Origin of the sequence: Pseudomonas sp. yb_9, assembly GCF_043103635.1 — a bacterium.
Classification (GTDB): domain Bacteria; phylum Pseudomonadota; class Gammaproteobacteria; order Pseudomonadales; family Pseudomonadaceae; genus Aquipseudomonas; species Aquipseudomonas monteilii.
Genome location: NZ_JBICKA010000084.1, coordinates 69,371 through 94,412 on the forward strand (window position 1 = coordinate 69,371; position 25,042 = coordinate 94,412).

General features: G+C 62.8%; 20 protein-coding genes. 9 read left to right on the forward strand and 11 right to left on the reverse strand.

Annotated elements, in window-relative coordinates; all coding sequences use genetic code 11:
- Positions 1–72: 72 nt before the first annotated feature.
- Complete coding sequence (locus ACF8MI_RS22265) at positions 73–1,710, reverse strand: 5-guanidino-2-oxopentanoate decarboxylase (RefSeq protein WP_060497958.1); 1,638 nt, start codon at positions 1,708–1,710, stop codon at positions 73–75.
- 114 nt (positions 1,711–1,824) lie between these two features.
- Here ACF8MI_RS22265 and ACF8MI_RS22270 point away from each other — a divergent pair, with 114 nt between their 5' ends.
- Positions 1,825–2,700 (forward strand): LysR substrate-binding domain-containing protein, encoded by an 876-nt coding sequence (locus ACF8MI_RS22270; protein WP_060497959.1) that lies wholly within the window; start codon positions 1,825–1,827, stop codon positions 2,698–2,700.
- Between the two features lie 35 nt (positions 2,701–2,735).
- Here the strand turns inward: ACF8MI_RS22270 and ACF8MI_RS22275 are convergent, their stop codons facing one another.
- Together ACF8MI_RS22275 and ACF8MI_RS22280 are read right to left on the reverse strand one after the other, a co-directional pair.
- Positions 2,736–3,350 (reverse strand): NAD(P)-dependent oxidoreductase, encoded by a 615-nt coding sequence (locus tag ACF8MI_RS22275; RefSeq protein ID WP_200929128.1) that lies wholly within the window; start codon positions 3,348–3,350, stop codon positions 2,736–2,738.
- A gap of 28 nt (positions 3,351–3,378) precedes the next feature.
- On the reverse strand, positions 3,379–4,254 hold the full coding sequence (locus ACF8MI_RS22280) for an MBL fold metallo-hydrolase (RefSeq protein WP_200929127.1): 876 nt from the start codon (positions 4,252–4,254) through the stop codon (positions 3,379–3,381).
- Positions 4,255–4,356: 102 nt separating this feature from the next.
- Here ACF8MI_RS22280 and ACF8MI_RS22285 point away from each other — a divergent pair, with 102 nt between their 5' ends.
- On the forward strand, positions 4,357–5,262 hold the full coding sequence (locus ACF8MI_RS22285; protein WP_060497962.1) for a LysR family transcriptional regulator: 906 nt from the start codon (positions 4,357–4,359) through the stop codon (positions 5,260–5,262).
- A gap of 257 nt (positions 5,263–5,519) precedes the next feature.
- Here the strand turns inward: ACF8MI_RS22285 and ACF8MI_RS22290 are convergent, their stop codons facing one another.
- Positions 5,520–6,389 carry an oxaloacetate decarboxylase gene (locus ACF8MI_RS22290; RefSeq protein ID WP_003259571.1) on the reverse strand — a complete coding sequence of 290 codons (870 nt, stop codon included), beginning with the start codon at positions 6,387–6,389 and terminating at the stop codon, positions 5,520–5,522.
- Between the two features lie 363 nt (positions 6,390–6,752).
- Here ACF8MI_RS22290 and ACF8MI_RS22295 point away from each other — a divergent pair, with 363 nt between their 5' ends.
- Positions 6,753–8,204, forward strand: coding sequence for an MDR family MFS transporter (locus tag ACF8MI_RS22295; protein ID WP_392517828.1), 1,452 nt, complete (start codon positions 6,753–6,755; stop codon positions 8,202–8,204).
- 83 nt (positions 8,205–8,287) lie between these two features.
- On the opposite strand, the gene ttgR is transcribed toward ACF8MI_RS22295, so the two are convergent.
- Positions 8,288–8,920 carry an efflux transport transcriptional regulator TtgR gene (gene ttgR / locus ACF8MI_RS22300; RefSeq protein WP_021785779.1) on the reverse strand — a complete coding sequence of 211 codons (633 nt, stop codon included), beginning with the start codon at positions 8,918–8,920 and terminating at the stop codon, positions 8,288–8,290.
- Between the two features lie 257 nt (positions 8,921–9,177).
- Between ttgR and ttgA the strand changes: the two genes are divergently transcribed.
- The 6 genes from ttgA (at position 9,178) to ACF8MI_RS22330 (ending at position 18,152) form a co-directional block, all read left to right on the forward strand.
- Entirely contained in the window at positions 9,178–10,332 is a 1,155-nt protein-coding gene (ttgA, locus tag ACF8MI_RS22305; protein WP_060497964.1) for a toluene efflux RND transporter periplasmic adaptor subunit TtgA, read from the forward strand.
- A gap of 3 nt (positions 10,333–10,335) precedes the next feature.
- Positions 10,336–13,488 (forward strand): multidrug efflux RND transporter permease subunit TtgB, encoded by a 3,153-nt coding sequence (gene ttgB / locus ACF8MI_RS22310; RefSeq protein ID WP_060497965.1) that lies wholly within the window; start codon positions 10,336–10,338, stop codon positions 13,486–13,488.
- On the forward strand, positions 13,485–14,939 hold the full coding sequence (locus ACF8MI_RS22315; protein ID WP_016713642.1) for an AdeC/AdeK/OprM family multidrug efflux complex outer membrane factor: 1,455 nt from the start codon (positions 13,485–13,487) through the stop codon (positions 14,937–14,939). The genes ttgB and ACF8MI_RS22315 overlap by 4 nt, the downstream gene beginning before the upstream one ends.
- A 250-nt stretch (positions 14,940–15,189) precedes the next feature.
- Complete coding sequence (locus ACF8MI_RS22320) at positions 15,190–16,443, forward strand: OprD family porin (protein WP_104833355.1); 1,254 nt, start codon at positions 15,190–15,192, stop codon at positions 16,441–16,443.
- A gap of 201 nt (positions 16,444–16,644) precedes the next feature.
- Positions 16,645–17,568 (forward strand): LysR family transcriptional regulator, encoded by a 924-nt coding sequence (locus tag ACF8MI_RS22325; protein WP_164524164.1) that lies wholly within the window; start codon positions 16,645–16,647, stop codon positions 17,566–17,568.
- A gap of 74 nt (positions 17,569–17,642) precedes the next feature.
- Entirely contained in the window at positions 17,643–18,152 is a 510-nt protein-coding gene (locus tag ACF8MI_RS22330) for a DUF962 domain-containing protein (protein ID WP_060497969.1), read from the forward strand.
- 3 nt (positions 18,153–18,155) lie between these two features.
- Here the strand turns inward: ACF8MI_RS22330 and pcaC are convergent, their stop codons facing one another.
- The 6 genes from pcaC to ACF8MI_RS22360 all read right to left on the reverse strand — a co-directional run bounded on the left by pcaC (position 18,156) and on the right by ACF8MI_RS22360 (position 24,983).
- Positions 18,156–18,548 carry a 4-carboxymuconolactone decarboxylase gene (gene pcaC / locus ACF8MI_RS22335; protein WP_010952489.1) on the reverse strand — a complete coding sequence of 131 codons (393 nt, stop codon included), beginning with the start codon at positions 18,546–18,548 and terminating at the stop codon, positions 18,156–18,158.
- A gap of 10 nt (positions 18,549–18,558) precedes the next feature.
- On the reverse strand, positions 18,559–19,350 hold the full coding sequence (pcaD, locus tag ACF8MI_RS22340; RefSeq protein ID WP_200929125.1) for a 3-oxoadipate enol-lactonase: 792 nt from the start codon (positions 19,348–19,350) through the stop codon (positions 18,559–18,561).
- An 11-nt stretch (positions 19,351–19,361) separates the two neighbouring features.
- A complete protein-coding gene (locus ACF8MI_RS22345; protein WP_060497970.1) occupies positions 19,362–20,714 on the reverse strand; it encodes a 3-carboxy-cis,cis-muconate cycloisomerase in 1,353 nt (450 codons plus the stop codon).
- Positions 20,715–20,723: 9 nt separating this feature from the next.
- Positions 20,724–22,013, reverse strand: a complete 1,290-nt coding sequence (locus ACF8MI_RS22350; protein ID WP_025753926.1) for an MFS family transporter — start codon at positions 22,011–22,013, stop codon at positions 20,724–20,726.
- A gap of 201 nt (positions 22,014–22,214) precedes the next feature.
- Positions 22,215–23,417 carry a 3-oxoadipyl-CoA thiolase gene (pcaF, locus tag ACF8MI_RS22355; RefSeq protein WP_016713635.1) on the reverse strand — a complete coding sequence of 401 codons (1,203 nt, stop codon included), beginning with the start codon at positions 23,415–23,417 and terminating at the stop codon, positions 22,215–22,217.
- Between the two features lie 219 nt (positions 23,418–23,636).
- Complete coding sequence (locus tag ACF8MI_RS22360) at positions 23,637–24,983, reverse strand: MFS transporter (RefSeq protein ID WP_060497971.1); 1,347 nt, start codon at positions 24,981–24,983, stop codon at positions 23,637–23,639.
- Positions 24,984–25,042: the final 59 nt, after the last annotated feature.

The following is a 25,042-nucleotide window of genomic DNA, read 5'->3' on the forward strand; positions in this document are numbered from 1 at the left end:
ACTTTTTGGTGGCTGTACCGGCCTCTTCGCGGGCTCGCCCGCGAAAGGGTCGGTACAGGCAACAGCTTCAGTTCAACCCGAAACTGTCCCTTGCCACTGATTCTGGTCCACCTGAATCAAGGTCGGCCCCTTGCGTTCCACCGCCTGCCCCAGCGCCGCCTGCAACTGCGCCACATCCGCCACATTCTCCGCCGCCGCGCCCAACGCCCGCGCCACGCCGATGAAGTCCGGCGTATGAATATCCACACCAACAGGCTCGATCGCCCGGTTGACCATGTACTTCTTGATTTCCTCGTACCCCTGGTTATTCCACAGCAGCACGATCAGCGGCACCTGCGCCTCCACCGCGCTGGCCAGCTCCGGCAGGGTGAATTGCATACCACCATCGCCAATCAGGCACACCGCAGGCGCACGCTGTCCGGTTTGCTCCGCACTCCCGAGCCAGGCGCCCATGGCCGCAGGTAGCGCATAACCCAGGGTGCCGTAGCCGGTCGAGGCATTGAACCAGCGACGTGGCTGATCCATGTCCAGGGTCAGGTTGCCGGTGTACACCGGCTGGGTCGAATCGCCCACCAGGATGGCATTGGGCAGGCGCTCAAGAATGGCGCTCAGCAAACGCGTCTGGCTCAGTGTCGACTGGTCCCAGCCTGCCGCCAGAGCCTGGCGCAGATTGGCCACCCGGGCCACACCCCAGGTGCTTTCACGCACGGGTTGCAGCTGAGTCTGCAAAGCACCGAGCAGCGCTTCGGCGGCCAATTCGGCATCAGCCACCAGCGCCAGCTCCGGCAGGTAATTGCGCACGGTCTGGTCCGGGTCGATGTCGATGCGCAGCAGGCTTCCCGGGATCTCGAAGCCACCCTTGAACGTCACGTCATAATCGGTTTCAGCCAGTTCGGTACCGATCGCCAGCACCACGTCGGCCTCGGCGACGAGCGCCCGCGTGGCAGGCAACGACTGGGTCGAACCGATTTGCAGCGGGTGGCTGGCCGGCAGCAAACCCTTGGCATTGATGGTGAGCGCCACCGGTGCCTGAAGGTGTTCGGCCAGGCGTGCCAGGGCAGCACCGGCTGCCAACGCGCCCCCCCCAGCCAGAATCAACGGCCGCTTTGCACAGGCCAGGCGCTCAGCCATCTGTGTTACAGCTTGCGGGGCAGCCCCCGCACGGCTACCGCGCACGGGCCGGCCCGGCAGCAGGAAATCAGCCGGTTCGACCAGCACGTCGAGCGGGATTTCGATATGCACCGGGCGTGGTCGGGCACTGTCGAACACGGCAAATGCCCGGGCCAGCACCTGCGGCAGGTCTGCTGCACTCATCAAGGTGTGAGAAAACGCAGCCACACCCGACACCAGCGCCGCCTGGTTGGGCAGCTCGTGCAGCTTGCCACGGCCACCGCCCAACTGGTCACGGGACTGCACGCTGGAAATCACCAGCATCGGGATCGAATCGGCATAGGCCTGGCCCATCGCCGTGGTGATGTTGGTCATGCCCGGGCCAGTGATGATGAAGCACACTCCGGGTTTGCCACGGGTGCGCGCATAGCCGTCAGCCATGAACCCGGCACCCTGCTCGTGGCGCGGGGTGATGTGGCGAATGGACGAACCCGCCAGGCCGCGATAGAGCTCCACGGTATGTACACCGGGAATGCCGAAGACATGGTCCACGCCATAGCCTTCAAGGAGTTTGACCAGTACTTCGCCGCACGTTGCCATCAGGGTTCACCATGAATCTGGTTGGGTTATGTGCTTATTGGACCCAACCCATGACTACCACCACAATGCAAAAAAACACATACTAGCCATGTCCTGTAATCATGGCTTATCGCAATGAAACGCCTACCGCCCTTAGCCGCCCTGCACACCTTTCTGGTGACCGCCCAGCACTGCAATTTCACCCGTGCCGGGCAACAGCTACACATCACGCAAGGCGCCGTCAGCCGCCAGATCGCGGCCCTTGAGGAGCACCTGGGGTATGCGTTGTTCCAGCGCCAGGCCCGTGGGCTGAGCCTGACCCGTGAAGGCCAGGACTGGCTGCCACGGGTGCAGCAGGTGTTCGCACTGATCGAACAAGGCGTGAATGAGGTGGGCGGACGCAGCACGACTTTGCAGCTCAAGGCGCCCACCTGCGTGATGCGTTGGTTACTGCCACGCCTTATGGAGTGGCAAGCACTGCGCCCGGATGTGCCGGTGGAGCTGACGACCACGGTGCAGCACGGGGTGGACTTCCGCCGGGAGGGCTTTGATGCGGCGGTGGTGTATGGCGACACGCCGAACCACGGGTTACAGGTGCGCAAGTTGTTCGATGAACAGCTGACGCCGGTATGTGCGCCCTCGCTATGCGACGGGCCGATACCATTGCGCCAGGTGGAGGACCTGGCGCGGCACATGCTGCTGCATCCATCACGGGATGAACATGACTGGCGGTTGTGGTTGCAGGCGGCCGGGGTGACGTTGGCCGCTCATGGGCCCAAGCAGCATTTCGAGACGCTGGACATGGCGATGGCCATGGCCTCGCAGGGGACCGGGGTGGCAATTGGCGACTGGTCGCTGATTGGGGATGACCTGCGCGGGGGGCGGCTGTGCATGCCGTTTGCGCTGAAGGTGATGACCGGCAAGGGGTATTACCTGGTGAGCCAGGCCAGAAGCTTGCCGCCGGGGTTGGTGGAATTGCTGGACTGGCTGGAGAGCCAGGCCAGCCTATGAAGCCCCTTCGCGGGCATGCCCGCGAAGGGGGCGACTCAATACCCGACGGTAAAACGCTGCCGCGAATGCGCCGGCTTTTCCAGCTCATCGATCATGGCAATCGCATAATCGGCAAAGGTGATCCAACTCTTGCCATCCGCACCAATCAGCAGATGATCCTTGCCCAGCGTGTACCGCCCGCTGCGCTCACCTTCGACAAACTCCGCCGACGGCGACAGGAAGGTCCAGTCCAGGTTCGGCTCCCGTTGCAGCGCCTCCAGAAAACGCACCCCGGCAGTGGCCTCGGCCTTGTAGGCTTCCGGGAAGTCCGGGCTGTCGATCACCCGGTGCCCCGACGGCAACAGCAGGCTGCCCGCACCGCCCACCACCAGCAAGCGCTTGACCCCGGCCCGCTTGACCGACTCGATGATTGCGTGCGGCTCGATGGTCGAGAAATGCGCAGCGCTCAGCACGGCATCCACGCCCGTGACCGCGGCTTGCAGGGCCGCGCTGTCCTTGGCATCCAGCTCCTTGACGGTCACTCCCTCCCGGCCCTGCAGTTTCGAAGGGTCACGGGCGATGGCCAATACACTGTGGCCACGGCGCAGGGCCTCTTCCAGCAACTGGCTGCCAGCACGGCCAGTGGCACCGATGATTGCGATCTTGCTCATGGGATACTCTCCATCAAATTGAACGGAATTACCACTTCATCTCGCCCTTGGCGACCTTGGCACCCAGCTCCAGGGAGCTTTCATCGGCCAGGCCCGGGTAACGTTGCTTCATCGCCTCGATCAAGGCACCCGCGTCTTTTGCCTTGGCCGCTTGGGCATCGAAGTCACGAATGTAGTTCGCCGTGAAACGCACAGCCTCCAGCGAGCGGCTGCTGTTCCCCAGGTAATGGCCCGGGATGACCGTACGCGGCGCCAGCGATTCGATGTGCGCCAGGGTGCTGAGCCAGTCGGTATGCGACTGGGCCGTCTGGGTATCGGCCATCCACACATGAATGTGCTCGGACACCACCACGCCGCCGACCACCGCCTTGATCGACGGGATCCACACAAAGCTGCGGTCTGGTTGCGGACCGTCAAGGCCAACCACCTCAAGGGCCTGCCCTTCCAGCGTCAATCGGTTGCCTTCCAGTACCTGTGGCAGCACCAGCCGTGCCGGTTTGTCTGCCCCCATATGCGGGCCCCAGTACGCCAGCTTGGGGTCCATGGTCTGACGGATATGCGCGACAGTGGCGGCCGAGGCCAGCACCTTGGCGTCGGGGAAAGCATTTGTCAGGGTGTCCAGGCCGAAGTAGTAATCCGGGTCACCGTGGCTGATATAGATGGTAGTCAGGTGCTTGCCACCAGCTCGCAGGCGCTGCACCAGTTGCTGGGCCTGGGCCTTACCGAACTGGGCATCGACCAGCACGGCATCGTGCTCGCCACTGACAATCACCGAACTGACCGGGAAGATGGCCTCATGCCCAGGGTTGTAGACTTCCAGCTTCAAGGGTTCGGCGGCCAGCACCGGGCCGGCCAGGGTAACGCAGGCCAGCAGCAGGCCACGCAAGGGAGTGAACAGGGACATTGGCAACGCCTTCCAGATAACGATGGCCAACAGCTTAGTTGCCCGATCCATGACAAAAAATGCGATGCTCGAACATAGTTTGTTTCTGAAACCGGGCAAATCATGGACCGTCTCAACGCCATGCGCGTTTTCGTCACCGTCGTCGACCTGGGTAGCCAGTCGGCAGCGGCGGATCATTTGCAGCTATCGCGGCCGGTGGTGTCGCGCTATCTGGCAGCGCTGGAAGACTGGGTGGGCGCGCGCCTGATGCAGCGCACCACACGCAAGCTCAGCCTCACCGCCGCCGGCCAGGAAACCCTGCCACGCTGTCGGCAGTTGCTGGAGTTGGCCGGTGACCTGCAGGCTGCCGTGCAACAGCCGGATGACGCGCCCAAGGGCGCATTGCGCATCAGCGTCAGTACGTCCTTTGGCCAGGCGCAGCTGGTGGATGCGGTGGCGGCCTATGTGCGGCGCTATCCAGGTGTGAACGTGGAACTGCAGATGCTCGACCGTACCGTCAACCTGGTGGACGAGCGTATCGACCTGGCCATCCGCACCAGCAACGACCTGGACCCCAACCTGATCGCCCGGCGCCTGAGCATATGCCGCTCGGTGGTGTGTGCGTCCCCCGCCTACCTGCTTGAGCATGGCACCCCACAGCGGGTCGAAGAACTGAGCCGGCATAACTGCCTGACCCATGCCTATTTCGGCCATAGCCTGTGGCATTTCGACGTGGGCGGCCAACAGATCGCCGTGCCGGTGACGGGGAATATCAGTGCAAACGAAGCCATGACATTGCAAAAGGCCGCGCTGGCTGGCGCGGGTATCGCCATGCTGCCAACCTACCAGGCCGCCGACGCCCTGCGCCGGGGCGAACTGGTGCGCCTGCTGCCCGAGGCAAAGCCCCGCGAACTGAACCTGAATGCGGTGTACACGTCACGCAAGCACATGCCGGCAACCTTGCGCAGCATGCTGGATTTTCTGGTGCAGCGGTTCAAGAACGAACCCGAGTGGGACCGGGATCTCTGATGTAACGTGAGAAATGACCTACGCTTAACGGTATCACCTGTCGCTGTAACTGGAGGTGAGTACCATGGGCATCAAATCAAGAAGAGTCGCCCTTGTCATGGCCCTGACTGCTGTCGCAGGGCTGTACGGCTCAGCCTGTTGGCGCGCCGAGCTGTTACGCAGCCAGCCCAGTGCCGCCAACAGCTGCGAGCAGGCACATTGCGTGCCTCACACCGCAACCTTGAGCGCCGTCCGTTGAGTTGACGGCGCGCCGCCGGTCACTCTTCCACGCTCATGTATTCCTTGGCCCAGCGGATGTAGTCCTCGGGTTGGGTGTAGGTGTGCGAGAGTTCGGTCGCGCTGAGGTTTTCCGACTTGTTCTGCTGGCCGCGTTGCAGGCGCAGGCAGTCGTAGGTGGCCTTGATCGCAGCAAAGTAGGCCGCGTGGCCATCGACCACGATACGCACGCCCAGGCGCGCCAGGCGCTCGTCATCGCGCAGGTTCGGGTTGCCATAGGTGACCAGCATCAGCGGCACGGTCAGATGCTCGGCAATTTGCTCAAGCTGCTCGAAGTCCTTTACCCCCACCATGCAGATGCCATCGGCACCGGCTTTCTGGTAGCTCTGGGTGCGCACGATGATTTCTTCGGTGGTCAGCACGCCTGCGTTGGTGCGGGCAATGATCGACAACGACGAATCGACCCGTGCCTCCAGCGCCGCACGAATCTTGCCAACGCCCTCCTCGACCGGAATCAGGTCGGTAGACTTGCGCCCGAACTGGGCAGGCAGCAAGGTGTCCTCGATGGTCAACGCAGCCACGCCGGCGCGCTCCAGTTCGATCACCGTGCGCATCACGTTCAGCGCGTTGCCATAGCCATGGTCGGCGTCAGCCAGCACGGGCAGTTGCGCTACCCGGCCAATACGGGTGGCTTGCTCGACGAACTCGCTGAGGGTAATGAGGGCAAAGTCCGGCGCGGCCAATACCTGCAATGAAGCAACGGAACCACCGAGGATACCGACCTCGAAGCCGAGGTCTGCGGCAATGCGCGCCGACATCGGGTCGAACACCGATGCAGTGTGGTAACAGGAACCTGAAGCGAGCAGCTCGCGGAAGGCAAAACGCAGATCTTGATGGGAAGCCTTGGGCATGATCACTCCGCAATTTAAGTTGAAATTTGAACGGTAACTACCGACCCCTGTAATCGGGTCTACCTGACCTGTTCCAACCGTCGCCATCTGGGCGGTCATGCTCGACATGCAGGCAGAGGAATAAAAGGTGTGGGAGACAGCACACTGAAACACCTGCGGCATAATGTTGCACCAAGCTGGTGCAGGCCGCGAATTTCAGCCTCTGTGGCATACCAACGATATCACGCAGCCATGCAGCACTGGATGAATGCGCCAATGCCGATTCGGCATAGGGGATGCAGATAGTACATAGGAAGCTACCTAACTCAGGTTACAATCCGACGTGCCCACAAAGAGGCCGTAACAGACAGACAAGGTATTCCCGTGACCGCCGCCCTGCCCCCCACCACCCTGCGCAATGTGCTCACCGCTCTCATGCTGGCCATTTTCCTCGGCGCACTGGACCAGACCATCGTCGCCGTCTCGCTGCCGGCGATTTCCGCCCAGTTCAACGATGTCGGCCTGCTGGCCTGGGTGATCTCCGGTTACATGGTGGCGATGACCGTGGCCGTGCCGATCTACGGCAAACTGGGCGATCTGTACGGGCGGCGGCGGATGATCCTGACCGGTATCAGCCTGTTCACCCTGGCCTCCATCGCGTGCGCCATGGCCCAGGACATGCAACAGCTGGTGCTGGCCCGTGTACTGCAGGGCATTGGCGCGGGCGGCATGGTCTCTGTCAGCCAGGCGATCATCGGCGATTTCGTGCCACCGCGTGAGCGCGGCCGCTACCAGGGTTATTTCAGCAGCATGTACGCCGTAGCCAGCGTCGCCGGGCCAGTGCTGGGCGGCTGGCTGACCGAGTACTTGTCGTGGCGCTGGATATTCTGGATCAACCTGCCGCTGGGGCTGGTTGCCTTGTGGGCGATCCGCCGTGCCCTCGGTGGCATGCCGGCGCAGCGACGCGAGGCCCAGGTGGATTACCTCGGCGCCGTGCTGCTGATTCTCGGCCTGGGCAGCTTGTTGCTGGGCATCACCTTGGTCGGTCAGGGCCACGCCTGGATTGATCCTGCCGTACTGGCCCTGTTCGCCTGCGCTGTACTGGGCCTGGCGTTGTTCATCGCCCATGAGCGGCGCTGCCCGGAGCCGCTATTGCCCTTGGGCTTGTTCAGCAATCGGGTGGCGGTGCTGTGCTGGGGGGTGATCTTCTTCGCCAGCTTCCAGTCGATTTCCCTGACGATGCTCATGCCGTTGCGCTACCAGGGCATCACGGGTGCTGGCGCCGACAGCGCCGCGCTGCACCTGTTGCCACTGGCCATGGGCCTGCCCCTTGGCGCCTTCACCGGCGGTCGCATGACCAGCCGCACGGGGCGCTACAAGCCGCAGATTCTGGCCGGTGCGTTGTTGATGCCCGTGGCCATTTTCGCCATGGCGCTAACGCCGCCACAATCGGCTTTGCTCAGCGCGCTGTTCATGCTGCTGACCGGCATCGCCTGCGGGCTGCAGTTCCCGACATCGCTGGTGGGCACGCAAAGCGCGGTGGAAAGCAAAGACATTGGTGTGGCCACCAGCACCACCAACCTGTTCCGTTCGCTGGGCGGGGCCATGGGCGTGGCGTGCATGTCCAGCCTGTTGCTGGCGCTGCTGCATCAGGGCGGATTCGAAATGCTGGGTAACCCGTTGCTGGGGAGCCTGAAGGCCGGTGAAGTGGACCTGGTGACACAGGCGCGCCTGACTGAAACATTCCGTCATTTACTGATGGGGAGTGCCCTGATTGCGGTGCTCGGGCTAGTAGCCGCAGTGGCATTGCCCGACCGGCAACTGCGGGGGCGATGAAGCCCGGGGCCACCCGCCAGCCCCGCCTTTAATCCCCGCTTAATACAAAGGGGAAACACTCCCTCACAATCCTTAACAAAGTGTCATTTGCGCAGCGCCGGGCTCAAGCGCAGCATATCCAACCCGGTGTCGACCCATTTTTCGACATCACCCAACAGATCGACACTGTCAGGCAGCAACAGCCAGCGCCCGATCAGGCCATCGACATAGGCAAACATGGCCACCGCCGCGCGCTCGACATCCAGCTCGCCAGGCAACTGGCCCCGGCGCACGGCATTGGCTAGCGCCAGGGTGATGCCCTTGTGGCAATCCAGCACCGCGCCCTGGCGCTGCTGGCGAATTTCACACATGTCATCGGTGAACTCGCACTTGTGATGCAGGATTTCATTGATACGCCGGGTTCGGGCATCGAGCACCAGCTCGTTGAACACCTGCAACAACAGCTTGCGCATGCAGCCAAGCGGGTCGACTTCATCCTCGCTTTCGCTGGCCCGCGCCAAATGGTCATGGGTCTCGTGCAGGCTGTCGAGCAGCGCCTGCACCAGCTCGGCCTTGTTGTTGAAGTGCCAGTAGATCGCCCCGCGCGTCACACCCGCCAGTTCGGCGATGTCGGCCAGGGTGGTTCGCGCAACCCCGCGCTTGTAGAAGGCCTTTTCCGCCGCCTCGATGATCTGGGCGCGGGTTTCCTGGGCTTCCTCTTTGGTTCGACGGACCATGGCAGTACAACCTCATCTGGCCCGAACGCGCAGCGCGTACGGGAAACGCTCCGGGGGCACCTCTGCAGGGGGCCTCGCGGATGAGCTAATCAAGGGCTGTGGCGGTACCTAAGTACAACTCAGCGGTATTTACAAACAACCATGAATGTAAGTATATTCCTTAGCAAGCTATTTATCTACCGGATAGCATCTTTTCCAGATCAAGACACTTCCACTACTCTTGAGCGTCTCCCTGCTCCAGCGACCCGAGGATCCTCATGCAATTCAAGCCAGCCGTTACCGCTCTGGTTTCCGCCGTCGCCCTGGCAACCCTGCTCAGTGGCTGTAAGAAAGAAGAAGCAGCGCCAGCGGCGCAGGCTCCTCAGGTCGGCGTCGTGACCATCCAGCCCCAAGCCTTCACCCTGACCTCGGAATTGCCGGGGCGTACCAGTGCCTACCGCATCGCCGAAGTGCGCCCGCAGGTCAACGGCATTATCCTCAAGCGCCTGTTCAAGGAAGGCAGTGAGGTCAAGGAAGGCCAGCAGCTCTACCAGATCGACCCAGCCGTGTACGAAGCCACCCTGGCCAATGCCCAGGCCAACCTGCAGGCTACCCGCTCGCTGGCTGAGCGCTACAAGCAACTGATCGACGAGCAAGCCGTTTCCAAACAGGAATACGACGACGCCAATGCCAAACGATTGCAGGCCGAGGCTTCGCTGAAAAGCGCCCAGATCGACCTGCGCTACACCAAGGTGCTGGCACCGATCAGTGGCCGTATCGGCCGTTCTTCGGTCACCGAAGGTGCGCTGGTGAGCAATGGCCAGAGCAACGCCATGGCCACCATCCAGCAGCTCGACCCGATCTACGTCGACGTCACCCAGTCCACCGCCGAGCTGCTCAAGCTGCGCCGTGACCTGGAAAGCGGCCAGTTGCAGAAGGCCGGCGACAACACCGCCTCGGTACAGCTGGTGCTGGAAGACGGCAGCCTGTTCAAGCAGGAAGGTCGCCTGGAGTTCTCCGAAGTCGCGGTCGACGAGACCACCGGCTCGGTCACCCTGCGCGCCATCTTCCCCAACCCCGACCACACCCTGCTGCCTGGCATGTTCGTGCATGCGCGGCTGAAGGCCGGTGTCAACGCCAACGCCATCCTGGCACCGCAACAGGGCGTGACCCGCGACCTCAAAGGCGCGCCGACCGCGCTGGTGGTCAACCAGGAGAACAAGGTCGAGCTGCGCCAGCTCAAAGCCAACCGTACCCTGGGCAGCGACTGGCTGATCGAGGAAGGCCTCAACCCGGGTGACCGCCTGATCACCGAAGGGCTGCAGTACGTGCGCCCGGGCGTCGAAGTGAAGGTCAGCGAAGCCACCAACGTCAAGAAGCCGGCCAGCCCTGATCAGGCCAACGCGGCGAAAGCAGACGCCAAAGCGGAGTAAACCATGTCGAAGTTCTTTATCGATCGCCCGATCTTCGCCTGGGTGATCGCCTTGGTGATCATGCTGGTCGGTGCCTTGTCGATCCTGAAGTTGCCGATCAACCAGTACCCCAGCATCGCGCCGCCGGCCATCGCCATCGCCGTGACCTACCCGGGCGCCTCGGCGCAAACCGTGCAGGACACCGTGGTACAGGTGATCGAGCAGCAGCTCAACGGTATCGACAACCTGCGTTATGTGTCGTCGGAGAGTAACTCCGACGGCAGCATGACCATTACCGCTACCTTCGAGCAAGGCACCAACGCCGACACTGCGCAGGTGCAGGTACAGAACAAGCTGAACCTGGCCACCCCGCTGCTGCCGCAAGAAGTGCAGCAGCAAGGTATCCGCGTTACCAAGGCCGTTAAAAACTTCCTGCTGGTGATCGGCCTGGTGTCCGAAGACGGCAGCATGACCAAGGACGACCTGGCCAACTACATCGTCTCCAACATGCAGGACCCGATCTCGCGTACTGCGGGCGTGGGTGACTTCCAGGTGTTCGGTGCCCAGTACGCCATGCGTATCTGGCTCGATCCGGCCAAGCTGAACAAGTTCCAGCTGACCCCGGTCGACGTCAAGACCGCCGTGGCCGCGCAGAACGTGCAGGTGTCTTCCGGTCAGCTCGGCGGCCTGCCAGCGTTGCCGGGTACCCAGCTGAACGCCACCATCATCGGCAAGACCCGTCTGCAGACTGCCGAGCAGTTCGAAAAGATCCTGCTCAAGGTCAACAGCGACGGTTCGCAGGTACGTCTGGGTGATGTCGCCCAGGTAGGCCTGGGCGGTGAAAACTACGCGGTCAGTGCCCAGTTCAACGGCAAGCCGGCTTCCGGCCTGGCGGTAAAACTGGCAACCGGCGCCAACGCCCTGGACACCGCCAAGGCGCTGCGCCAGACCATCTCCGACCTGGAACCGTTCTTCCCGCCGGGGGTGAAAGCCGTATTCCCGTATGACACCACCCCGGTGGTCACCGAATCGATCAGCGGTGTGATCCACACCCTGATCGAAGCCGTGGTCCTGGTGTTCCTGGTGATGTACCTGTTCCTGCAGAACTTCCGCGCCACCATCATCACCACCATGACCGTTCCGGTGGTGTTGCTGGGTACCTTCGGCATCCTGGCCGCTGCGGGCTTCAGCATCAACACCCTGACCATGTTCGCCATGGTCCTGGCCATCGGCTTGCTGGTGGACGACGCCATCGTCGTGGTGGAGAACGTCGAGCGGGTAATGTCCGAAGAAGGCCTGCCGCCCAAGGAAGCGACCAAGCGCTCGATGGAGCAGATCCAGGGCGCCCTGGTGGGTATTGCCCTGGTGCTGTCGGCGGTACTGCTGCCCATGGCGTTCTTCGGGGGTTCCACGGGTGTGATCTACCGGCAGTTCTCCATCACCATCGTCTCGGCCATGGGCCTGTCGGTGCTGGTGGCGCTTATCTTCACCCCGGCCCTGTGCGCCACCATGCTCAAGCCGCTGAAGAAGGGCGAGCACCATGTGGCCAAGCGTGGCTTCTTTGGCTGGTTCAACCGCAACTTCGACCGCAGCGTAACCGGCTACGAACGCAGCGTTGGTACCATCCTGCGCAACAAGGTGCCGTTCCTGCTGGCCTATGCACTGATCGTCGTTGGCATGATCTGGCTGTTCGCCCGTATTCCTACCGCCTTCCTGCCTGAGGAAGACCAAGGCGTACTGTTCGCCCAGGTACAGACCCCGGCCGGTTCCAGTGCCGAGCGTACCCAGGTGGTGGTCGACCAGATGCGTGAGTATCTGCTGAAGGAAGAAGCCGACACCGTGGCATCCGTGTTCACCGTCAACGGCTTCAACTTCGCCGGTCGCGGCCAGAGCTCGGGTATGGCGTTCATCATGCTCAAGCCTTGGGATGAGCGCTCCAAGGAGAACAGCGTGTTCGCCCTGGCCCAGCGTGCCCAGCAGCACTTCTTCACCTTCCGCGATGCCATGGTGTTCGCCTTCGCCCCGCCAGCAGTGCTCGAACTGGGTAACGCCACCGGCTTCGACGTGTTCCTGCAGGACCGCGGCGGTGTCGGCCATGAGAAGCTGATGGAAGCGCGCAACCAGTTCCTGGCCAAGGCAGCACAAAGCAAGATCCTCAGTGCCGTGCGCCCCAACGGCCTGAACGACGAGCCGCAGTACCAGCTGACCATCGATGACGAACGTGCCAGCGCCCTGGGCGTGACCATCGCCGACATCAACAACACCCTGTCGATTGCCTTGGGTGCCAGCTACGTCAACGACTTCATCGACCGTGGCCGGGTCAAGAAGGTGTACATCCAGGGCGAACCAAACTCCCGGATGAGCCCGGAAGACCTGCAGAAGTGGTATGTGCGCAATGGCGCTGGCGAGATGGTGCCGTTCTCTTCCTTCGCCAAGGGCGAGTGGACCTACGGTTCGCCCAAGCTGTCGCGCTACAACGGTGTCGAGGCAATGGAAATTCTGGGTGCGCCAGCACCGGGCTACAGTACCGGTGAAGCCATGGCCGAGGTCGAGCGCATTGCTGGCGAACTGCCAAGCGGCATTGGCTTCTCCTGGACCGGCATGTCCTACGAGGAAAAACTCTCCGGCTCGCAAATGCCGGCGCTGTTCGCCCTCTCGGTACTGTTCGTGTTCCTGTGCCTGGCAGCCCTGTACGAAAGCTGGTCGATCCCGATCGCCGTGGTGCTGGTAGTACCGCTGGGTATCATCGGTGCCCTGATCGCCACCAGCCTGCGCGGTTTGTCCAACGACGTGTACTTCCTGGTCGGCCTGTTGACCACCATCGGCCTGGCGGCGAAGAACGCCATCCTGATCGTCGAGTTCGCCAAGGAGCTGCACGAGCAAGGCCGCAGCCTGTACGACGCGGCGATCGAAGCGTGCCGCATGCGTCTGCGCCCGATCATCATGACCTCGCTGGCGTTCATCCTCGGCGTGGTACCGTTGACCATCGCCAGTGGCGCCGGCGCCGGCAGCCAGCACGCCATTGGTACCGGCGTGATCGGCGGCATGATCAGTGCGACCGTGCTGGCTATCTTCTGGGTACCGCTATTCTTCGTCGCAGTGTCGTCGCTGTTCGGCAGCAAAGAGCCGGAAAAAGACGTCACCCCTGAAACTCCACGTTATGAGGCTGGGCAATGACCAAGTCTTTGTTGTCCCTGGCGGTAACCGCTTTCATTCTTGGCGGCTGCTCGCTGATTCCCGACTACCAGACCCCGGAATCGCCGGTGGCAGCGCAGTGGCCGCAAGGCCCTGCGTACTCGCCGACCCAGTCGGCAGACGTTGCCGCCGCCGAACAGGGCTGGCGCCAGTTCTTCCACGACCCGGCACTGCAGCAACTGATCCAGACCTCGCTGGTCAACAACCGCGACCTGCGCGTCGCCGCGTTGAACATCGACGCCTACCGCGCGCAATACCGCATCCAGCGTGCCGACCTGTTCCCGGCGGTTTCGGCCACCGGCAGTGGCAGCCGCCAGCGCGTGCCGGCAAACATGTCGCAAACCGGTGAATCGGGTATAACCAGCCAGTACTCGGCCACCCTGGGCGTCAGTGCCTATGAGCTGGACCTGTTTGGCCGTGTGCGCAGCCTGACCGAGCAGGCGTTGGAAACCTACCTGTCCAGCGAGCAGGCGCGCCGCTCCACGCAGATCGCCCTGGTGGCCAGCGTGGCCAACGCCTATTACACCTGGCAGGCCGATCAGGCGCTGTTCAAGCTGACCGAAGAAACGCTGAAGACCTACGAGGAAAGCTACAACCTCACCCGTCGCAGCAACGAAGTCGGCGTGGCTTCGGCACTGGATGTCAGCCAGGCGCGCACCGCCGTGGAAGGCGCCCGGGTCAAGTACTCGCAGTACCAGCGCCTGGTCGCCCAGGACGTCAACAGCCTGACCGTGTTGCTGGGCACCGGTATTCCGGCCGACCTGGCCAAGCCGCTGCAGCTCGATGCCGACCAACTGGCCGAAGTGCCAGCCGGCCTGCCGTCAGACATCCTCCAGCGTCGCCCGGACATCCAGGAAGCCGAACACCTGCTCAAGGCCGCCAACGCCAATATTGGCGCCGCCCGCGCAGCGTTCTTCCCGAGCATCAGCCTGACGGCCAACGCTGGCAGCCTGAGCCCCGACATGGGCCACCTGTTCTCGGGCGGCCAGGGCACCTGGCTGTTCCAGCCGCAGATCAACCTGCCGATCTTCAACGCCGGCAGCCTGAAGGCCAGCCTGGACTACTCGAAGATCCAGAAGGACATCAACGTTGCCAAGTACGAAAAAACCATCCAGACCGCCTTCCAGGAAGTCTCCGATGGCCTGGCGGCGCGGAAAACCTTCGAAGAGCAACTGCAGGCCCAGCGTGACCTGGTGCAGGCGAACCAGGACTACTACCGCCTGGCCGAACGCCGCTACCGCATCGGGATCGACAGCAACCTGACCTTCCTCGATGCCCAGCGCAACCTGTTTAGTGCCCAACAATCGCTGATCACCGATCGCCTGTCGCAGCTGACCAGCGAGGTCAACCTGTACAAAGCACTTGGTGGTGGCTGGTATGAGCAGACCGGGCAGGCCAACCAGCAGGCATCGGTAGATGTACCGAAAAGCTGACTCATGGTGTAACAGCATCAGGCCCACCCTTGCGGTGGGCCTTTTGTTTGCCGGAGGAAATTAATTAACCAACCGGAACATTCCGTTCGATTATCGCCCCATTCCGTTTGCGGCGAATTGCCTCACCCCCGCACAACCCCGCACCATCCCCTCACGCAACGTTGCCCAAGTTCATCCAAAAGACCCGCACCTGCAGGCTCGATCCAGCAGTGCACCGGCTCGCCCCATAAAAACAAGAGATCCACGACAGATGAGCACTTTGCAACCCGCACGCCAGCTGCTGCCCGGCCTGTTGGCCATGTCCTGCGCCTTCCCGCTGTTCGCCGCCGAAGGCGGTTTCATGGAGGACGCCAAGGCCACCCTCAACCTGCGCAACTTCTACATCAACCGCAACTTCGTCGACCCCGCCCACCCGCAGGCCAAGGCCGAAGAATGGACACAAAGCTTCATTCTCGACGCCCGCTCCGGCTTCACCCAGGGCACCGTCGGTTTCGGCGTGGACGTCCTAGGCATGTATTCGGTCAAGCTTGACGGCGGCAAAGGCACCACCAACACGCACCTGCTGCCCGTGCATGATGACGGCCGCCCAGCTGATGACTTCGGCCGACTGGGTGTGGCGCTGAAAGCCAAGCTGTCCGAAACCGAGCTGAAAGTCGGTGAGTGGATGCCGGTACTGCCCATCCTGCGCTCGGACGATGGGCGCTCGCTGCCACAGACCTTCCGCGGCGGCCAGCTGACCTCGAAGGAAATCGCCGGCCTGACCTTGTACGCCGGCCAGTTCCGCGGCAACAGTCCGCGTAACGACGCCAGCATGGAAGACATGTCGATGAACGGCAAAGGCGGGTTCACCTCCGACCGTTTCAACTTCGGCGGCGGTGAGTACACCTTCAACGATAAGCGCACCATGGTTGGCCTGTGGGATGCCCAGCTCAAGGACATCTACCGCCAGCAATACCTCAACCTGACGCACAGCCAACCGCTGGGCGACTGGACCCTGGGTGCCAACCTGGGCTACTTCATCGGCAAGGAAGACGGTGCCGAACGCGCCGGCAAACTGGACAACCGCACCGCCTCGGCCATGCTCTCGGCGCGCTACCAAGGCCACACCTTCTACGTCGGCCTGCAAAAGGTCAGCGGCGACAATGCCTGGATGCGGGTCAACGGCACCAGTGGCGGCACCTTGGCCAACGACAGCTACAACTCCAGCTTCGACAATGCCAAGGAACGCTCCTGGCAGGTTCGCCATGACTTCAACTTCGCCACCGTTGGCGTGCCTGGGTTGACGTTGATGAACCGCTACATCAAGGGTGACAACGTCACCGTGGGCAGCGTGGATGATGGCAAGGAGTGGGCACGGGAGACCGAACTGGCGTACGTGGTGCAGTCGGGCAGCTTCAAGGACCTGTCGGTGAAATGGCGCAACTCCACCATGCGCCGGGACTTCAGCACCAACGCGTTCGATGAGAACCGGTTGATTGTGAGTTACCCGCTGAATCTCCTTTAAGTTCTTCGCGGGCGCGCCCGCTCCCACAGGATCACCACAGCTTTTGAAACTGTGGTGATCCTGTGGGAGCGGGCGCGCCCGCGAAGAGGCCAGATGTTCAATTAAATAACTTTAAGCTATAAACAAATCTAAAAACCTTCTTTGACGACATAAGCTGTAACAGCTTGAATAGGCCCCTGCCCCCCGCCCCAGAGCCGTGACATGGACCTCCGCCAGCTGCGCTACTTCATCGCCCTTACCGAATACCGCAGTTTCGTCCGTGCCGCCGAGGCCATGGGCATCACCCAACCCGCCTTCAGCCGTGCCATCCAAGGTCTGGAACACACCTTCGGCTGCCCGCTGGTCGACCGCGCCAGCAAAGCCCTGCCCCCTACACCCGAAGGTCTGGTGGTACTGCAACATGCCCGTCGGTTGGTTCAAGGCGCCGCGCAGCTGAGCAACGAAGTGCTGCAAATGACCAAGCTCGACGCCGGCGAGTTGCACTTCGGCAGCGGCCCAGCCCTGGCCGTGCGCCTGGTGCCCGACGCTCTGCGCCACTTCATCGAGCGCCATCCCGGTATCCGCACTTCCCTGCTGGTAGACAACAGCGAACGCCTCGGTCAGGCCTTGCGCCGCGAGCAGATCGAGTTTTTCGTGGATGATATCCGCCCGTTCGAAGCCGACCCCAACTTCCACACCGAGCCCCTGTCACCACGCCCAGGGCTGTTCTTTTGCCGCCCGGGCCATCCGCTGCTGGCCAAGGACAGCCTGTCGACCAACGACCTGTTCAGCTACCCGCTGGCCAGCGCCCTGCTCGCCCCCGGTGTGCGCAAGCGCCTGGCCAACCTAAGCGGGCGCAGCGACTTCACCCCGCACTTGCAAACCGAGCACCTGGCGGTACTGCGCAGCGTTGTGCAGGCCAGCGATGCCATCGGTACCGCCAGCGAAGAGGCCGTGGCCGAAGACCTGGCCGCCGGCACACTGGTGCGCCTGCACTGGCGCAACCTGCCACCGGCGCTGGAGGTACTGAGCGTGCGCTGTGGAATAGTCAGTCGCAGTGGCTATCGGCTGTCGCCAGCGGCGCGGGCGATGATCGAGACACTGGTAGGGCTGGATATGCCAGTGCAGGCTGCCGCCATTCGCTGAGCTGATGATGCTGTTAGCTGCGGGCTATCCTGTTCACTATCAGGCAACACAAAGCTGAACAGGGAGGCACAACAATGAAAAACCTCGTCGACCACCTGAGCCAATACGCCAGCTACCACCGGGATCCACGCAACATCGCCACCCACTTCGTCGGCATCCCCATGATCGTGCTGGCCGTCACCATCTTGCTATCGCGCCCTGGCTGGGAGGTGGCCGGCATGTGGCTATCCCCTGCCCTGCTGGCCGCTGCGGCCTCGGTATGGTTCTACCTGCGTCTGGACCTGCGCTTCGGGCTGGTGATGGGCTTGTTGCTGGGGCTGTGCCTGTGGGTAGGCCAGGTGCTGGCAATGCAGACCACAATGCTGTGGCTAAGCGCCGGGCTGGGGGCATTCGTGCTGGGCTGGATCATCCAGTTCGTCGGCCATTACTACGAAGGCCGTAAACCGGCCTTTGTCGACGATGTCAGCGGCCTGATCATCGGGCCGCTGTTCGTGGTGGCAGAAGCTGCGTTCATGCTGGGCCTGTGCCCGGCCTTGAAGTCGGCCGTGGAAACCTCTGCAGGGCCGGTCAGGCTTCAGCAATAACGCTTACTGGCGCGATTCTACGCCCAGCTCGTCCCACACCGACTCCGCCAGGTGGAAGGTGGCGTTTGCCGCCGGGATGCCGCAGTAGATCGCGCTTTGCATCAGCACTTCCTTGATCTCGTCGCGGGTCACGCCGTTGTTGGCTGCCGCGCGCAAGTGCAGTTTCAGCTCGTCGTTGCGGTTCATGCCGATCAGCATGGCGATGGTGATCAGGCTGCGGGTATGGCGCGGCAGGCCCGGGCGGGTCCAGATATCACCCCAGGCATGGCGGGTGATCATCTCCTGGAATTCGCCGTTGAAGTCGTTGAGCTTCTCCAGGCTGCGGTCCACATGGGCATCGCCCAGCACCGCGCGGCGCACTTGCATGCCGGCGTCGTAACGTTGTTTCTCGTCCATGGCGTTGTCCTCAGTGAGCCAGCAGGAAGTCGAGCACGCGGCGGCTGAAGGCCTCACCGATTTCGACGTTCGACAGGTGTGCGGCGGGGAAGTCGACGTACTCGGCACCGTTGATACCGGCCTGCATGAAGCGGCCATGCTCAGGGGTGGTCACCACGTCTTCGGTACCGGCAACGATCAGCGCCGGCACCTGGATGCGGCCCAGTTGCTCACGGTAATCGGCATCACGCACCGCTGCACAGTTGCCGGCATAGCCTTGCGGGCTGGTTTGCGCCAGCATCTGGCAGATGCGCTGGGCCTGCGCGGGCTGGGCCTGGGCGAAGCCTGGGGTGAACCAACGGGCGATGGACGCATCGCGCAGGTCGACCATGGCCTGCTGGCCGCCTTTGAGCACGGTGTCGATACGGGTGTTCCACACCTCGTCGTTGGCAATCTTGGCGGCAGTGTTGCACAGGGTCAGGCTGTGCAGGCGATCACCGGCGTTGATGCCCAGCCACTGGCCGATCAAGCCGCCCATCGACAGGCCGACGAAGTGCGCTTTCTGAATGTCCAGGCCATCGAGCAGGGCCAGCACGTCCCGCCCCAGTTGCTCGATGCTGTAGGGGCCTTCAGTGACCAGCGAGGTACCGTGGCCACGGGTGTCGTAGCGCAGCACCCGGAAGTGCTGGCTCCACAGTGGAATCTGGGTGTCCCACATGCCCAGGTCAGTGCCCAGCGAGTTGGACAGGACGAGTACCGGGGCGTTTTCCGGGCCATCGATCTGGTAGTTCAAAACGCCATCGGCCAGTTGCAAGTGCGCCACAGCGGTCTCCTTCAGGCAGTGAAATGTTGATGTTCGGTCACGGCGCGCGCCACCCAGACGCGCGCCTGGCCCAGGTAATGGGCAGGGTCGAGCAGGCGATCAAGTTCTTCGGCAGACAGCTCGGCACTGACCTGCGGTTCGTCACCCAGCACGGCACGCAAGTGACGCTGTTCGGCCACGGCGCGCTGGCAGCATTGCTCCAGCAGGTGGTGGGCACGGTCGCGGCCCAGACGCTGGGCCAGCACGATGCTCACCGCTTCGGCCAGCACCAGGCCTTGGGTAAGATCGAGGTTACGGCGCATGCGCGCTGCATCCACCTCCATGCCCTCGGCAATGACCTGGGCCTGGCGCAGCGCGCCGGAAACCAGGCAGCAGATATCCGGCAGGGTTTCCCACTCGGCATGCCACAGGCCCAGGCTGCGCTCGTGTTCCTGGGGCATGGCGGCGAACAGCGTCGACACCAGGCCCGGCACACGGGTGGCGGCGCCGATCAGCACGGCAGCGCCCACCGGGTTGCGCTTGTGCGGCATGGTGGACGAACCGCCCTTGCCTGGCGCGGAAGGCTCGAACACCTCCCCCGCCTCGGTCTGCATCAGCAAGCTGACATCGCGGCCGAACTTGCCCAGGCTGCCGGCCACCAGGCCCAGCACCGAGGCAAACTCCACCAGGCGGTCGCGCTGGGTGTGCCAGGGTTGCTCCGGCAGCGTCAGCTTCAACTGTTCCGCCAGGGCCTCGGCCACCGGCATCGCCTTGCTGCCCAAGGCCGCCAGGCTGCCCGAAGCACCGCCGAACTGCAGCACCAGCAGGCGCGGGCGCAGTTCCTGCAGGCGCTGGCGGTGGCGGGTCAAGGCACCCAATACGCCAGCCAGTTTCATGCCCAGGGTCACCGGGGTGGCATGCTGCAACCAAGTGCGGCCTACCAGTGGGGTATCAGCATGCTTCAAGGCTTGCTGCGACAGGGTATCGGCCAGCTTGCCAAGGTCGGCTTCGATCAGGTCGAGGGCATTGCGCAGCTGCAAGATCAGCCCGGTGTCCATCGCATCCTGGCTGGTCGCGCCCAGGTGCACATAGCGCTCGGCCTCGGGCACGCCGCTGGCAATCACCCTGCCCAACGCCTTCACCAGCGGGATTGCCGAGTTACCCGCGGTGGCGATGGCATTGGCCAGCGCGCCAACATCATAGCGCTCGGCCTGGCAAGCGGCCTCGATGGCGGCCACGGCGCTATGCGGCACCAGACCGGCAGCGGCTTCGGCACGGGCCAGCGCAGCTTCGAAATCGAGCATGCCCTGCAAGCGGCCATGGTCGGAGAAGATCTCACGCATGGCCGGCGCGGTGAAATAGGCGTCGAACAGTTGGTTGGTCATGCCACGTCCTTAATCATCGTGGTGCAGGTACGCCGCCTGCTTCGGCAGGCGCAGGCTGAACAGGAAGGCAATCGCCATCATGGCCGTCACGTACCAGTAGAAAGTGTTTTCCATACCCAGGGTCTTCAGGCCCAGGGCGACGTACTCGGCAGAGCCGCCGAATGCCGCGTTGGCCACTGCATAGGCCAGGCCCACACCCAGCGCACGCACCTGCGGCGGGAACATCTCGGCCTTCACCAGGCCGCTGATCGAGGTGTAGAAACTGACGATACACAACGCCAGGCTGATCAGTACAAAGGCCATGAACGGGCTGGTCACCGTTTTCAGCGCCATCAGCAGCGGCACGGTGCACAGGGTACCGAGCGCCCCGAACAGCAGCATCGAATTACGCCGGCCGATGCGATCGGACAGCATGCCGAAGAACGGCTGCAGCACCATGAACAGGAACAACGCACCGGTCATCACGTAGCTGGCGTTTTTTGCCGTCATGCCGGCCGTGTTCACCAGGTATTTCTGCATGTAAGTGGTGAAGGTGTAGAAGATCAGTGAACCACCCGCGGTATAGCCAAGCACGGTCACAAAGGCCGCGGCGTGATTGCGGAACAGGCCCTTGATGGTGCCGGCGTCCTTGTCCTGACGGGTTTCGGCGCTGCTGGTTTCGTGCAGCGAGCGGCGCAGCATCAGCGAGATCAGCGCCGCAATGGCGCCAACCACGAACGGAATACGCCAGCCCCAGGCACGCAGCTCGTCTTCTGTGAGCAACTGTTGCAAGATCACCACCACCAGCACCGCCAGCAACTGGCCGCCGATCAGGGTGACGTACTGGAACGAAGCAAAAAAGCCGCGCTGACCGCGCAACGCCACTTCACTCATGTAGGTGGCAGTGGTGCCGTATTCGCCGCCCACCGACAGCCCCTGGATCAGGCGGGCCAGCAACAACAGCGCTGGCGCCCAGGTACCGATGCTGGCGTAAGTGGGCAGGCAGGCGATCATCAGGGAGCCGAAGCACATCATCAGCACCGAGATCATCAGGGAATTCTTGCGACCATGGCGGTCAGCGAGGCGGCCGAAGATCCAGCCACCGATGGGGCGCATCAAAAAGCCTGCGGCGAAAACACCTGCCGTGTTCAACAGCTGCACGGTAGGGTCGTCAGAAGGGAAGAAGGCCGGGGCAAAGTAGATCGCGCAGAACGCGTAGACGTAGAAGTCGAACCATTCCACCAGGTTGCCTGATGAGGCACCGACAATAGCGAAGATGCGCTTGCTGCGTTCTTCGCCGGTGTAATAGGTTGAGGTCATGACGGTTTTACTCCTAGAGGGTCCCAGGTAAGTCTAGACATACCTGGTAACACACTCGTTCCGCTCTCTGGCTGGCAATTGGCCTTGTGTCTAACAAGACCGGCCTCTTCGCGGGCAAGCCCGCTCCCACGGGTTTTCGTTGTGCAGTGGGCAACAATCATCCTGTGGGAGCGGGCTTGCCCGCGAAGAGGCCGGTACAGGTCAAACCCGCTCGATAGCCAAAGCCAGACCCTGGCCAACCCCTACACACATGGTTGCCAGGCCCTTGCGCCCACCACTCTTCTCCAGCTGGTGCAGTGCCGTCAGCACCAGGCGCGCACCGCTCATGCCCAGCGGGTGGCCCAGGGCGATTGCACCGCCATTAGGGTTCACCTGCGGCGCGTCATCGGCCACACCCAGCTCACGCAGCACCGCCAGGCCTTGGCTGGCAAAGGCTTCGTTCAGTTCGATCACATCGAAATCATTGACTGCCACACCCAGGCGTTCAGTCAGCTTGCGTACCGCCGGCACCGGGCCTATGCCCATTACCCGTGGGGCGACACCGCCACTGGCCATGCCCAGAACGCGGGCGCGTGGGGTCAGGCCGTGCTTCTTCACCGCTTCAGCCGACGCCAGGATCAGCGCCGCAGCACCATCGTTCACGCCCGAGGCATTGCCAGCGGTCACTGTCTTGTCCGGGCCGTTGACCGGCTTGAGCTTGGTCAGGGCTTCCAGTGTGGTGTCCGGGCGCAGGTGTTCGTCACGCTCGACGATGGTTTCGCCTTTCTTGTGCGCAATGCGCACCGGCACGATTTCTTCGGCGAAGAAACCGGCGGCCTGGGCGGCTGCCGCTTTCTGCTGGCTGCGCAGGGCGAACGCATCCTGGTCAGCACGCGAAACCTGATAATCGTCGGCCACGTTGTCGGCGGTTTCCGGCATGGAGTCCACGCCATACTGGCTCTTCATCAGCGGGTTGATGAAACGCCAGCCGATGGTGGTGTCTTCCAGCTTCATGTTGCGCGAATAGCCGCTTTCGGCCTTGCCCATGACGAACGGGGCACGCGACATCGACTCGACGCCACCGGCAATCGCCAGCTCCATTTCGCCGCTGGCGATGGCGCGGAAGGCAGTGCCGATGGCATCCATGCCCGACGCGCACAGGCGGTTCAGGGTAACACCCGGGATGCTATCGGGCAGGCCGGCCAGCAGCAGCGCCATGCGCGCCACGTTACGGTTGTCTTCACCGGCCTGGTTGGCGCAGCCGAAGAACACTTCGTCAACTTGATCCCACTGTACGCTCGGGTTGCGTTCGATCAGCGCCTTCAGCGGCACGGCAGCCAGGTCGTCGGCACGCACGCCGGCCAGGGCGCCGCCGAAGCGGCCGATCGGGGTGCGGATGGCGTCACAGATAAATACGTCGCGCATTAAGCTTCTCCTGCGGTACGGGCTTCGAGGTCACGCAGGGCGGACGGCTCGACTTCAGTGGTTCGGGGGTGGTCTGCTGGAGGCTACTGGTCAGGGTGCTTCAGTGAGCTCAGATTAAGGAGACTGACAGGTTGCTTACAATCCGATAATCGACTATTTGTGCGATTAGCGAACCATTTGTTGCAAACCTACCGATCCCCTTCTTGCCCTTTACCGGCCTCAGGTCGCGTCTGCGTGGCTCACCAGCCCTTTCACGATCACGCCCACGGTCGCCAGCGCCGCCGGCACCAGCAATGCCGTCAGCACCTGCTCGAAGTTCCAGCCCAGGCCCAGCAGCGTTGCGCCACTCCAGGCCCCGAGAATCGCGCCAAAGCGGCCAATGCCCAGCATCCACGATACACCCGTGGCCCGGCCTTGGGTCGGGTAGAAGCGTGCCGCCAGCGAAGGCATTGCCGACTGCGCGCCGTTCACGCACATACCCGCAATCAGTACCAGCGTGGCCAACACGGTAATGTTGCCCAGGCTCTGCCCCACGGCGTAAGCAAACACCCCGGCCAGCAGGTAGAAAATACCGATGACCTTGTGCGGGTTGAAACGGTCCATGGCCCAACCCACGCCGACCGCACTGAGCACACCACCAAACTGGAACAGCGCACCGATGAACGCGGCCTGCTCCATACTCGCACCGCTGTCTCGCATCAGGGTTGGCAGCCAGCTGGTCAGCAGGTAGACGATGACCAGGCCCATGAAGTACGTCAGCCACAGCAGCAGGGTGCCCAGGCCATAAGTGCCGGAGAAGATCACCGCAAACACGTTGCGTGCGGCCACGGCCTTTTGTTCCGGTACGGTGAAGCTGCCGGCCTCGGCCACCACCTGTGGCGCGATGGGCGACAGGGTCTTGCGCACCTTGTCGGTGCCTCGGTTGCGTACCACCAGGAACCGCGCCGACTCCGGCAGCCAGACCATCAGCACCAACGCCAGTAGCAGCGGCAGGACCCCACCGATAACCAGTAGGCTGTGCCAGCCGTAGGCCGGGATCATCTTGGCAGAAATGAAGCCACCACCCGCCATGCCCAGGTTGAAACCACAGAACATGCTGGTGACCAGCAACGACTTGAGGCGCTCAGGGGTGTATTCGGACAGCAGCGTGGTCGCGTTGGGCATACCGGCACCAAGGCCCAGGCCCGTCAGAAAGCGCAGTACCAGCAACTGGTCGACGTTGGTGGCATAGGCCGAAGCCAGGCTGAAACCGCCGAACACCAGCACCGCGCCCACCAGAACACCTTTACGGCCGAAACGGTCAGCCAGCGGCCCGGAACCCAGGGCGCCGAACACCATGCCGATCAATGCGGCACTCATGACCGGGCCAAGACTGGCACGGTCGATCCCCCACTCCTGCGACAGGGCCGGGGCGATGAAGCCCATGGCGGCAGTGTCCAGGCCATCGAGGAAGACGATCAGGAAGCACAACAGCACAACCCGCCACTGATAGCGGGACAGCGGCTGCTGATTGATGAACGACTGAACGTCGAGGCTTTTGCCGACGTTGTTTTGCGCTTGGTTCATTGTTGTTATCCAGAATGTAGGGCACAGCCAGACCACTGCACACGGGCAACCGGCACAGA